9 protein-coding genes and 1 pseudogene are annotated in these 12,185 nt (G+C 58.9%); 5 read left to right on the top strand and 5 right to left on the bottom strand.

What is annotated here, in order from left to right; genetic code table 11:
- The first annotated feature begins 158 nt into the window (after positions 1 to 158).
- The 3 genes from CSZ94_RS20650 to ftsB all read left to right on the top strand — a co-directional run bounded on the left by CSZ94_RS20650 (position 159) and on the right by ftsB (position 3,620).
- Positions 159 to 1,811: a CTP synthase gene (locus CSZ94_RS20650; protein WP_102123246.1), complete on the top strand. Its 1,653-nt coding sequence runs from the start codon at positions 159 to 161 to the stop codon at positions 1,809 to 1,811.
- 140 nt (positions 1,812 to 1,951) lie between these two features.
- Positions 1,952 to 3,235 (top strand): phosphopyruvate hydratase, encoded by a 1,284-nt coding sequence (gene eno / locus CSZ94_RS20655; RefSeq protein ID WP_102123247.1) that lies wholly within the window; start codon positions 1,952 to 1,954, stop codon positions 3,233 to 3,235.
- A gap of 61 nt (positions 3,236 to 3,296) precedes the next feature.
- Positions 3,297 to 3,620, top strand: coding sequence for a cell division protein FtsB (gene ftsB / locus CSZ94_RS20660; RefSeq protein ID WP_102123248.1), 324 nt, complete (start codon positions 3,297 to 3,299; stop codon positions 3,618 to 3,620).
- 298 nt (positions 3,621 to 3,918) lie between these two features.
- Here the strand turns inward: ftsB and CSZ94_RS20665 are convergent, their stop codons facing one another.
- The 5 genes from CSZ94_RS20665 to CSZ94_RS20685 form a co-directional block, all read right to left on the bottom strand.
- Positions 3,919 to 4,203 carry a hypothetical protein gene (locus tag CSZ94_RS20665; protein WP_102123249.1) on the bottom strand — a complete coding sequence of 95 codons (285 nt, stop codon included), beginning with the start codon at positions 4,201 to 4,203 and terminating at the stop codon, positions 3,919 to 3,921.
- 152 nt (positions 4,204 to 4,355) lie between these two features.
- Positions 4,356 to 5,486, bottom strand: coding sequence for a glycerophosphodiester phosphodiesterase (locus CSZ94_RS20670; RefSeq protein WP_102123250.1), 1,131 nt, complete (start codon positions 5,484 to 5,486; stop codon positions 4,356 to 4,358).
- Entirely contained in the window at positions 5,486 to 7,861 is a 2,376-nt protein-coding gene (locus tag CSZ94_RS20675; RefSeq protein ID WP_258001115.1) for a TonB-dependent receptor, read from the bottom strand. Before CSZ94_RS20675 ends, CSZ94_RS20670 begins: the two co-directional genes overlap by 1 nt.
- Before the next feature lie 140 nt (positions 7,862 to 8,001).
- A complete protein-coding gene (gene hslO, locus CSZ94_RS20680) occupies positions 8,002 to 8,982 on the bottom strand; it encodes an Hsp33 family molecular chaperone HslO (protein ID WP_102123251.1) in 981 nt (326 codons plus the stop codon).
- A gap of 4 nt (positions 8,983 to 8,986) precedes the next feature.
- Complete coding sequence (locus CSZ94_RS20685) at positions 8,987 to 9,511, bottom strand: gamma carbonic anhydrase family protein (protein ID WP_102123252.1); 525 nt, start codon at positions 9,509 to 9,511, stop codon at positions 8,987 to 8,989.
- Between the two features lie 228 nt (positions 9,512 to 9,739).
- On the opposite strand from CSZ94_RS20685, the gene CSZ94_RS20690 reads away from it, so the two are divergent.
- Together CSZ94_RS20690 and CSZ94_RS20695 are read left to right on the top strand one after the other, a co-directional pair.
- Complete coding sequence (locus CSZ94_RS20690) at positions 9,740 to 10,615, top strand: alpha/beta fold hydrolase (RefSeq protein WP_102123256.1); 876 nt, start codon at positions 9,740 to 9,742, stop codon at positions 10,613 to 10,615.
- Positions 10,616 to 11,819: 1,204 nt separating this feature from the next.
- A pseudogene (locus CSZ94_RS20695) lies at positions 11,820 to 12,068 on the top strand (reverse transcriptase N-terminal domain-containing protein); the annotation flags it as partial.
- Between the last annotated feature and the right edge of the window lie 117 nt (positions 12,069 to 12,185).

A 12,185-nucleotide genomic window follows, 5' to 3' on the forward strand; every position in this document is an offset into this window, starting at 1 on the left:
TTCAATTATTACTATTGAGTAATTTTGTTGTGTGTAGACCGCAGGAGCGGGGGGCGATAGTCGACATTTGGCGCAAATTTCCACGTGTGGAGAGCGCCGCAGGCGGGCTTTAGTGTATAATTTCAATTTCCCGCACGTGCCGTTCGGCACCATCTGCAATGACCAAATTTGTCTTCGTCACTGGTGGCGTTGTGTCTTCCCTTGGAAAAGGGATTGCCGCCGCCTCCCTCGCCGCGATCCTCGAATCGCGCGGCCTTAAAGTCACCATGCTCAAGCTCGACCCGTATATCAACGTCGATCCTGGCACGATGAGCCCTATGCAACACGGTGAAGTATTCGTCACCGATGACGGGGCCGAAACCGACCTCGACCTCGGTCACTACGAGCGCTTCATTTCCACCCGCATGAAAAAGGTGAATAACTTCACCACTGGCCAGATCTATGAATCGGTGATCCGCAAGGAACGCCGGGGCGAATATCTGGGCAAGACCGTGCAGGTGATTCCGCATATTACCAATGAAATTCAGGATTACATCCGCCGTGGCGCCGAAGGCTACGATGTGGCCCTGTGCGAAATCGGCGGCACCGTCGGCGATATCGAATCGTTGCCATTCCTGGAAGCGGCGCGTCAGCTGAGCCTGCGCGCCGGCCGCAAGAACACGGCCTTCGTCCATCTGACCCTGGTGCCTTACATCGCCTCGGCCGGTGAACTGAAAACCAAGCCGACCCAGCACTCGGTGCAAAAGCTGCGCGAAATCGGCATCATGCCGAACGCGCTGCTGTGCCGTGCCGACCGTGCCATCCCGGAAGACGAGCGCGCGAAAATCTCGCTGTTCTCGAATATCGAAGAGCATGCCGTCATTTCCGTGTGGGACGTCGACACCATCTATAAAGTGCCGCAAATGCTGCATGACCAGGGCCTCGACGCCATCATCTGCGAAGCGCTGGACCTCGATCCTGCGCCGGCCGACCTGTCGATCTGGAGCAAGCTGATCTACACGATGGAACACCCGAAGGCGGAAGTGACCGTCGGCATGGTCGGCAAGTATGTCGAGCTGACCGAATCGTACAAGTCGCTGATCGAAGCGCTGCGCCACGCCGGCATCCACACGGAAAGCCGCGTCAACATCGAGTACATCGATTCGGAAGAAATCGAAACGACCGGTTGCGAGAACCTGGCCAAGTACGACGCCATCCTGGTACCGGGCGGCTTCGGCAAGCGCGGCGTGGAAGGCAAGATCATGGCGGCCCAGTTCGCCCGTGAGCACAAGATCCCTTACCTGGGCATCTGCCTGGGCATGCAAGTGGCCCTGATCGAATACGCGCGCAACAAGGCTGGCATGCCGAACGCGAATTCGACCGAGTTCGACCTTGATACGGATCAACCTGTCGTTGCACTGATCAATGAGTGGCAAAACCACGATGGTAAAGTCGAGTTGCGCGATGAAAACTCGGACCTGGGCGGTACCATGCGCCTGGGCGCGCAGACCTGCGCCGTCAATCCGGGCACCCTCGCCGCCGAGATCTACGGCAGCGTGGTGACCGAGCGTCACCGCCATCGCTACGAAGCCAATAATCACTACCTGGCCCGTGTCGAAGCGGCTGGCATGATCGTCTCGGCCCGCACGCCGAGCGAAGATTTGTGCGAAATCATGGAATTGCCACGCACGGGTGAAAATTCCCACCCATGGTATATGGGCGTGCAATACCATCCCGAGTTCAAGTCGACGCCACGCACTGGTCATCCCTTGTTTACCTCGTTCATCAAGGCAGCGCTGGCGCACAAAGAAGCCAACGCCGCTGCGCAATAACGCGGTCGATTGCGAGAGTATTACCCGTAAGACAGCTCCCGGCCAGATGGTACCCGCCGGGAGTTTCTTTGCCCCCTTTGTGCAATTGCGCATCAGAACGCAGTGTGCAGCCCCTGTTACGCTTAACTTTGGAGAATGACATGAGTGCTATTGTTGATATTATCGGTCGCGAGATCCTGGACTCGCGCGGCAATCCGACCGTCGAATGCGATGTGTTGCTGGAATCGGGCGTGATGGGCCGTGCGGCCGTGCCGTCGGGTGCCTCGACCGGTTCGCGCGAAGCCGTGGAATTGCGCGATGGCGACGCCAAGCGCTACTTCGGCAAGGGCGTGCTGCAAGCATGCGAAAACATCAATACCGAAATCTCCGAAGCCATCATGGGCCTGGACGCCAATGAACAGGCATTCCTGGACCGTACCCTGATCGACCTGGACGGCACGGAAAACAAATCGCGCCTGGGCGCCAACGCCATCCTGGCCGTGTCCATGGCTGTCGCCAAGGCCGCTGCTGAAGAAGCGGGCTTGCCGCTGTACCGCTATTTCGGCGGTTCGGGCGCCATGCAGATGCCAGTGCCGATGATGAACGTCATCAATGGCGGCGCACACGCCGACAACAACCTGGACATCCAGGAATTCATGATCATTCCCGTGGGCGCCCCGTCGTTCAAGGAAGCCGTCCGCTACGGCGCGGAAGTGTTCCACACGCTGAAAAAGATCCTGCACAAGAAGGGCTTGAACACCAACGTGGGCGACGAAGGCGGTTTTGCGCCATCCTTGGCCAACCATGAAGAAGCCATCAAGCTGATCATCCAGGCCATCGAAGAAGCCGGTTACGAGCCAGGCACGCAGATCGCCATCGGCCTCGATTGCGCCGCGTCCGAGTTCTACAAGAACGGCAAGTACGAAATGGAAGGCGAAGGCCTGAGCTTGACGGCTACCGAGTTCACCAACCTGCTGGCGACCTGGTGCGACAAGTACCCGATCATCTCGATCGAAGACGCGATGCATGAAGGCGACTGGGACGGCTGGGCGATCCTGACGGCGGAACTGGGCAAGAAAGTGCAACTGGTCGGCGACGACCTGTATGTCACCAACACCAAGATCCTGAAAGAAGGCATCCAGAAGGGTATCGCCAATTCGATCCTGATCAAGATCAACCAGATCGGCACCCTGACGGAAACCTTCGCCGCCATCGAAATGGCCAAGCGCGCCGGTTATACGGCCGTCATTTCGCACCGCTCGGGCGAAACGGAAGATTCGACCATCGCCGATATCGCCGTTGCCACGAACGCCCTGCAGATCAAGACCGGCTCGATGTCGCGTTCGGACCGCATGGCCAAGTACAATCAGTTGCTGCGTATCGAAGAAGACCTGGGCGACATCGCCAGCTACCCTGGCCGCGATGCGTTCTATAATCTGAAGTAAGCTGATGTAAAACCCACTGGCCGGCCGGAGATATCCGGCCGGTTTTTTAACTGAATGCCCCATGCGCCTGATTACGCTCGCCCTGGCAGCTCTGCTGCTGTTGATCCAATTTCCCCTCTGGCTGGGTAAAGGCGGCTGGCTGCGTGTTGCCGACATGGAAGCCCAAGTGGCGCTGGCCAACAAGAAGAATGTGGAATTGAAGGCGCGCAACGCCAAGCTCGAATCCGAAGTGCGCGACCTGAAAGATGGTACGGGCGCCGTCGAGGAGCGTGCCCGCTATGAGCTGGGCATGGTCAAACAGAATGAGATTTTCGTGCAGATCGTGCGCAAGGGCCAGACCCCGCCACTGCTGGAAATGCCGGTGGACGCTGCTGCGCCACACTGAGTACTAAGGACTTCCCGCTTGTCAGCCTGGACCGATTGCCAGGCTGACCTGTCACCTTGCTATACCTTGTACTGCTGCACGCGATGACCTTGCTGCTTGCTGATCAGAAACGGGCCTTGCCGGTCGAGATCAGGTAGAAATGGATGCCGGTGACCACGACGGCCACGCTTACCAGTACGGTTTCGAGAAATATCATATAAAAATCCTTGTCAGTATTTAGTTGGCTTAAAAAATGTCCAGGGCCAGGCGCCAGGCCGAACGTACGGCGAGGCGCAGGCAATGCCGCCCTGGGCGTTTTTTATCCGCGCGAAGCCAGGAAACGCAGTTCCGAGGCCAAGTTCGGCATCAGGTTTTCATAACGGGTCGCTTCCGAGTTCAGCAGGGCGATGTCGCGCTTGCTTGGGCGCACATGGCGCTGTTCTTCGGCGCTGCTGGTACTGGTGTGCGTGACGATGACATTCTTCTGTGCCAGTTCGCTGTACGGCTTGGTAGCGAGCAGGGCGCCCAGGAAGGCGCGCGTGGCGCGGCCCAGGTTGTTGAAATAGTTGTCGTCGTTGCTGTAGGTGTTGGTAAAAGTGGACATATGCCCTCCATGAATGGTCTGTTGTTGCATTGCACAATAATGGAGTTGGCGATATATGTCTAATTTCAAATTCCAATTTCAGTAATTCAAGAAACGAATAATAAGGGCGTAGCCGCCGGTCACGCCCTGAAAATGAATTTGTTACGAAATGTTTATCCGGCGGCGATGCGCCCCAGCCCAGGATCGTCGCTGAAAAAGCCGTCCAGTCCCGTTTCGATATAGCGCCGCATTTCCGCCACGGAACCGGCTTCGTTGCGCGCATTTTCGCCATTGCCATCGCGGAAGTCTGCTGCCAGGAAACGGTTTTCCGGGCGGAAGGTCCAGGTGTGCAACAGTAAGCCCGCCTGGTGCGCATCGTCGACGATGGTCGTGGGCTTGGCCAGGCGCTGGTCGGCGCCCAGCGCAATGACGCCACGCGTGGGCGGCGCCACCACGTCTGCGTAGGCGGCGATGTCGCGCAAGCCGGCCGGCGTCGTCATTTGTCCGAAGGTCAGCTTGCCGCCCGCCTTGACCACATCCATCGGGCGCACATCGCCACCCACCACCAGCTGCATCAATCGCACGTTGGCGCGCCGTCCCAGCTTCTCGCGCACATACTTCAAATTGGCCACTTCGAAGGACTGGATCTCGATCGGCGCGCGGCGCGTGTACTCGTGCGCCAGCATGGTCGACAGGAAAAGGTCTTCCAGCGCCAGGCCCGCATCGCGGAAGTAGGTGGAACTTTTCAGCTCCGGCACGAGGCCGATGATGCGCCCGCTGGTGGCCGATTGCGCCGCAACAAAATCGATGATTTCTTCCCAGGTGGGGATCTGGAATTGTCCATCGTACAAGGTGTTGCCGGTGCGTACTTTCGGCAACCGTTCGATGGCGCGCAGCGTCTTCAGTTCCGCCAGGGTGAAGTCGTCGACGAACCAGCCCTCGTGCCATTCGCCATCGACCATCTTCTTGCCGCGCCGGCTGGCAAATTCGGGCCGGCGCGCCACGTCGGTGGTGTCGATCAGATTGCTTTCGTGGCGCGCCACGAGGATGCCGTCGCGCGTGGCGACCAGGTCTGGCTCCACGTAGTCGGCGCCATCGAGGATGGCCTTGGCATACGCCGCCAGCGTATGCTCTGGACGCAGGGCGCTGGCGCCCCGGTGGGCGAATACCAGCGGACGCGCGGGAGGCGGGGCCAGCAGGCCGGCGGCAAAGCCGGGGCCCGCCGCCAGGGCCAGGCCGCCTGCGGCCGCCTGGACGAAGCTGCGGCGTGAAAAATGCCGTTGTGGCAAGACAGGAGCGCGCATCAGAAATCCGCCGTCAAAGTGAGAAAGCCCTGGCGCGGGGCGATCGGGAAGGTGTTGTAGGTCTTGTCGGCCGCGCCCACCACCACGTTCAGCGCGCCTTCGCGATTCGCCAGGTTGCTGACGTTCAAGCGCCAACGGGGGTTTTTCAGCCAGCTGGCCATGGCCGGCAGCTTGCCCGACACGCCCAGGCCCATCAGGAAATAGCTGGGCACGGACAAATCGTTGGTGTACGTCGCGTAGCGCTTGCCCACATAGTCACCCGTCAGTTGCACTTCGATATCGCCCACCGTGGTCGAGGCCACGAACTTGTTCAGCCATTCCGGCGAACCGGGCACGTTCTTGTTGGCCGTCAATACCAGCGCGGCGCCATTGTTGTAATTGTCTGCGTATTGCGAGCGGTTGTACGACAGGGCATTGTAGAACGAAAAATTGTTGCCAAAGTGCACGGTGCCGGCGATGTCGATGCCATCCGTGCGCACGCTGCCCACGTTGGCCAGCACGGGGTTGCCGCCGATGATGGAGGAAATCACGGGCGTGGGACTGATCTGCAGCAAACGGTTGCTGAAATCGACGTGGTAGACATTGACCTGGCCATCGATGGAAGTGATGGCGCCCAAGCGCAATGGATGGCTGCCGCGCACGCCCACTTCATAGGTGAGGGCCGTTTCCGGCTTGGCGTCGCGCTTGAACAGGTCGAAGGCGGCCTGGCTCGACAAGCTCCATGGCGAGGCGCCGCCACCGCCATAGGTGACGAACTGGCGCATGTTTTTCTGGATGTTGAAATACAACTGGTCTTGCGGCGTGACATCCCAGCGCGCACCCACTTGCGGCAAGAACCATTTTTTCGTGTTGATGGTGCCGACCGGCAAGGCCGTCGCGCCGCCGGCAATGGCTCCCACGGCCGGCTGCACGGGGAATTGGCCATCGGCAAACTGCAGGCTGGACTTGAAGCCCGCCTGCAGGGCGATATCGGGACGGATGCGCCATTCATCCTGCAAATGCAGCTGCACCACCTTGTTGTCGATCTCGCTGCCGTACTGCGTGATCAAAGGATTGCTGGGGCGGTCATATGGCGAGGTGGGGTTGTTGACGTCCAGCGCATACCAGCGGCGGTAGGCGGACGAACGGTTCTGTTCCAGCCACAGGCCCGCTTCCAGCTGATGCTCGCCGATTTCCTTGCGCAGCGTGGAAATGAAGCCGCCGCGCTGGATGTCGTATTCCGTCGTGCGCACGGCGTAGCCCGAGTTGCCAAACACCTGTTTCAGGTTCTGTTTCGGGTAGTACACGCTGAACAGGCCCGGCAAGCCGGCCACGCCGATGGGGCCGGCCACCACGCCCGCGCCGTCATCCTTGTGGTAATACACCTGATTCGCCCAGCTCGTGCCTTCGCCCAGCTTGGCGTCGAACTTGGCGTAGGCCAGGTAATCGGTGCGCTGCGCATCGCTATAGTAATTGCGGTAATTGTTGCCGTCGGCGGCAGGCGTGGCGCCCGTCGACGACAGGTAATTGACGGCCGCCTTGAAGTCCGGGTACAGGAAGGGGCGCGTGTAGGGCGCGCTCGTTTCGCCTTTCACGTGCACGGTGCTGTCTTCGTTCGGCTCGATCTTGTCCGAGTAATTGAAGAACAGGGTCAGCTTGCCCGCTTCGCTGCGGTTGACGTATTTGGCGTTGAACTGGTCGCCGCCCTGGCGCGCATCGAAATCCCAGGCCCGCGCTTCATGGTGCAGGATGGAAAAGTAGGCGCTGCTGCCGTCGCCGAAGGCGCCCGTGTCGTAGCGGGCAAAGGTGCGCGAAGTGCGGTGGCTGCCCACGGTTTGTTGCACGCTGGCGCCTTGCGTGGCCAGCGGGTCGCTGGAATAGGTTTCGATGGTGCCGCCCAGGTTGCTGGTCGAGGCTGTCGCCAGGTCGCCCGCACCCGAGGACAGCACGACGCTGCGCACGTTTTCGCTGATCACGGCGCGTTGCGGCGACAGGCCGTTGTAGTTGCCGTACTGCTGGTCACCGAGCGGTACGCCATCCATGGTGTAGCCGAGTTGCTGACCGGAAAAACCATGCACGAACAGCGACAGGTTTTGTTCGTTGTTGCCCCAAGGGTCAGCCGTCTGGAAGCTGACGCCGGGCAGGGTTTGCAGGGCTTTCAGGGGATTCGTGCCAGGCAGGATTTTCTGGATATCATTCTTGCTCAAGGCCACGGAGGAGCGCGTCTTGCGCGAGGAAATCTCCACGGTGGTCATCGGGGCATTCTCGTCGGCAGTCGGGGCAGCGGCCACGGCCGTTTGCGCCAGCGCCGGCAGGGAGAGGCCGGCGGCGCAAGCGCCCAGCAAAACATGAAAGGAATGGCGGCGCAGGGCCAGCGTCAAGTGGGGTTTCATCATCAGCCTGTGGAAAATATTGGAAGTAATACAAGCTGCGCAGCCTAACGGCGGCGCGTGACGGGCTGATGACGAACTGATGACGGGAAGATGACAGAGGAAACAATGGCGCCGCCTGAGGGGCGGCGCGCGGAGTATTACAATTAGTTAATGCTTGTTGCGGGTGGAATCAAGAGTTCGGCTGGCGCATCCGTGATGAACAGCTGCGCGCAATCGACCTTGTCGAATGCATAGTGCTGGCCGCAGAAATCGCAGTTCACGCCCACTTGCCCCACTTCGTCGAGCGTGCCGTTGACTTCTTCCTCGCCCAGCATCTTGAGCATATTGCCCACTTTTTCGCGCGTGCAGCTGCAATGGAAGCTCGGATGCAGCGGGTCGAAGACGCGGATCGTTTCTTCCCAGAACAAGCGTTGCATCAGGGTCTCGATGTCGGTGGCGAGGATTTCTTCCTCTTTCAGGGTCGACGCCAGCATCACGGCGCGGTGCCACGTGTCCAGCGCGTCTTCTTCCGACACGGGCGTCGCTTCGGCCTTGCCGCCATGGTGCGGCAACTTTTGCAGCAGCAGGCCGCGCGAGACGCTGTCGTCCGTGGCCAGCCACAAGCGCGTGTCGAGCTGTTCCGAACGCAACATGTAGTTTTCGATCACGGTGGACATGTCGTCGCCGTCCAGCGGCACGATGCCCTGGTACGGTTGCTGGCCTGGCACCTTGTCGGCCGGGTCCAGGGTGATGATGAAGCGGCCGTTGCCCGTGGCGTTGAGCAATTGCGGCACGGTGGCAACCTCGGGAACGGTGGCGTCCGGGTCCAGCTTGGCCGTGGCGCGCAGGCGCAGGTCCGAATCGCACTCGACCACCATCAAGCGCACGGGACCGTCACCATGGATTTGCATGATGATGGAACCGTTGAATTTCAGGTTGGCCGACAGCAGGGCGGCGGCGGCGACCATTTCACCCAGCACTTTTTTCACGGCCGTCGGGTAGGCGTGGCGCGACAGCACTTCCTGCCAGGTGCCGGAGACGTCGATGAACTGGCCGCGCACGGCGGCGTTGTCGAAAATAAATTTTTGCAGGGTATCCTGGCCGGTAAGGGCTGCGCTGACGGCGCCCGTGGTTTCAGTCGTCATTCTCTTATCCAATCTTCTTGAGTTGCGTATTAAATAGCTGGCCGCGTTGCACATAGTTCACGGCGTTGCCTTGTAGCCTGGTGATATCGTCTGCCGTCAGGGCCCGCACGGCTTTTGCCGGTGAGCCGATGATCAACATATTGTCGGGAAATTCCTTGCCTTCCGTGACCAGCGCGCCTGCGCCCACCAGACAGCCCTTGCCGATCTTCGCGCCATTCAGGATCACGGCCTGGATGCCGATCAGGGCGCCATCACCAATCGTACATCCATGCAACATCGCCTGGTGACCGATGGTCACGTTCTGGCCGATGTCGAGCGGGTAGCCCGGGTCCGTGTGCAGGACGGCGCCTTCCTGCACATTGCTGTTGGCGCCCACGGTGATGCGTTCGTTGTCGCCGCGAATCGTGGCGCCGAACCATACCGACGTATTCGCTTCCAGGGTCACTTTGCCGATCACGTTGGCCGTGTCGGCAACAAAAGCGGAAGCGTCAATCTGTGGCGCATCGGCGCCCAATTGGTAGAGTGTCATCGTTAGCCTATGGCGGTGGTGGAAGCGTCGGGCTGGACCGGACGCGGAAGTTTTGCTTGGCTTAGCTGCTATGTACGCTATTTTACGCTGTTGCAGGGCAAGTCCTGACGCCGTCCACCAATCCGGTATAATTATCGAACGGTCGTACTTTTATATCCGCACCATCCTACAGACACAGCATGTGGCGCCATCCGCGCCACTTTCAAGGCAGGCAATCAGATGAAACCCATGAAACTTTCCCGTTCCGAATTCATCAATATCCGCGGCGCGCGCACGCATGTGCGCCATTGGGGCCGCGAAGGCGCGCCCATGCTGTTCATGGTGCACGGCTGGATGGACGTGGCTGCCTCGTTTCAGTTCGTCGTCGACGAGTTAGCTGGCGACTGGCACGTGATCGCGCCCGACTGGCGCGGTTTTGGCCTCAGCGATTACACGCAGTCCGATACTTACTGGTTCCCCGACTACCTGGCCGACCTGGACGCCATGCTGCTGCACTATTCGCCGGACGCACCCGTCAACCTGCTGGGCCACAGCATGGGCGCCAACGTGGCCGGCCTGTATGCGGGCGTGCGACCCGAACGCATCAGCCGCTTCATCAACCTGGAAGGCTTCGGCATGATGGCGACGCAGCCGGAGCAGGCGCCGGGCCGCTATGCCAAGTGGCTGGACGAATTGCGCGAGCCGCCCGTCATGCGCAGCTATCCGAGTCAACAGGCCGTGGCCGAACGCCTGCAAAAGACCAATCCGCGCCTGCCGGATGCGCGCGCCGCTTTCCTGGCCGAACACTGGTCGGCGCAGAACGAGGCGGGCGGGTGGGACATCATGGGCGACCCGCAGCACAAGCGGGTCAATCCCATCTTGTATCAGGTGGAAGAAGTGATGGCTTGCTGGCGCCGCATCACGGCGCCTGTGCTGTGGGTGGAAGCCAGTGAGACGAATATGTGGCAATGGATGGGGCCCAAGGAAGAGGCGCGCATTGAAATTGACCGGCGTTTGGCCTGCATCAAAGATGTGCGCTGCGAGATGATGCTGGATGCGGGCCACATGCTGCACCATGACCAGCCGGCGGAGCTGGCGCGCCTGGTGGAAACATTTTTGGCATGATGTGTGTCGGGAACGCTGCAGCGCTATTTGACAAGCAGCGTACAATGAAAACTTCTGTGCGACACGATAGTCGCGATCCGTCGCTCTGCGGCATTGATTCAAAGCAGTAAGTAGTAATCAAGAAAGCTGTATCCATCCTGCAAGCCTCGCGGTAAGTCTTTGATTTAACTCCGTTAAATCTAAAAATAAGACTGGCACTAAACACCGTGGGCTCCCTAGTTGCGTCTGCAAATTCGGGGAAAAATCAAACAATCGCAATGTTCCAATGACTTGGTTTAATACGTCTTGATTACTGAGTTATTTGTAATTTAGGCACTATTTTCCTCGATTCTCCACTCACAAGGTGGCCATTGCGTTGCTAATTTGCGACAAATTCCACGAAATTTTTAGGGATTTTGAACAATCTGATTTCCTCGTTAGCAGGAAATCTACGGTAGGCCATTTTTCGGCCTTGTCTAAACAGAATGGAACAGCAAGATCGCGCAAGCTCTGAGATGCCTTGTCACACTCAACTATTCTGCGTCCTGGAATGTTGTTGCTGTGACCGGGTGTGCGACCACTTGTCACCTACTCGGACATGCGTCTCCGGTAACGGAGGGGTTTTGAAGCTCCGATGACAATGTACCCCCGCGTAAGCGGCGTGAACACCATGCGAATGGTCGAGCGGAGACTGCCAGCAGAAAGGCGGTTGAGGGGCTAGGTGAGGCTGCATGGGTAATGTAATGTGAACTGACGCTTGAACCCTCGTGATCATTGACAGGCCTAATCTACTGTTGGCCTGAACCAAAAGGTACGTGGTTGGATATCTCCGTAGAAGTTGGGGATACGTCGTCGTCAAACCACCGGGGGAAAGTCAGACCCTAAACAGTCATGTGCGGCGCAATTTGGCCGTGCGGGCATCTCAAGGAACGTGGTAAGCCCGACTCGTCGCTTATCGGATCATTGAAGGCAAGTAACCCGTGAGGGAAACCCATGGCGGAGCGGGTATGGGAGGATGGAAAAAGTGAATGTCCGGCTGTAATGGCAGGAATAGGGATTCAAAATTTGTCCCGACGTGAAAACGTGCAGACTTCCATCTGGTGCAATAGTCGTCAGCGACTACATAGACAAAAGTAGGTTAATTTCAATCGCCCCGAAGGGATGCAGTTCTTCCCTTCGGGGGAAGCTGCGTCTTCGGCGGGCATTACTACGACGAGGTTCAGCAATGAAAGTAATCGAAGGTTTCGCAATCGATTCTGCGTCCTCGCACGTTCCCAATGAATGGGCTGCCATCAACTGGCAACGCGTTCAGAAGAGCGTGAAAGTCATGCAGATTCGGTTAACGAAGGCAACGCAGGAAGGTGACTGGCGCAGGGTGAAAGCCTTGCAGCGGTGGCTGACCCGCTCGTTCAGCGCAAAAGCGCTGGCAGTTAAACGGGTGACAGAGAATCAAGGTAAGCGTACTGCTGTGGTCAAGTAATTTCGGACACCGCGATAGGTTCGCGTGCTGTCATTTTTCGTTCATAGGCGGCGGGAGACAGATTGCCCAACGCTGAATTGATGCGCTTGCAGTTGTAAAAGCCGACGATGT

The sequence above is a fragment of the Janthinobacterium sp. ROICE36 genome (assembly GCF_002869965.1).
Classification (GTDB): Bacteria; Pseudomonadota; Gammaproteobacteria; order Burkholderiales; family Burkholderiaceae_D; genus Janthinobacterium.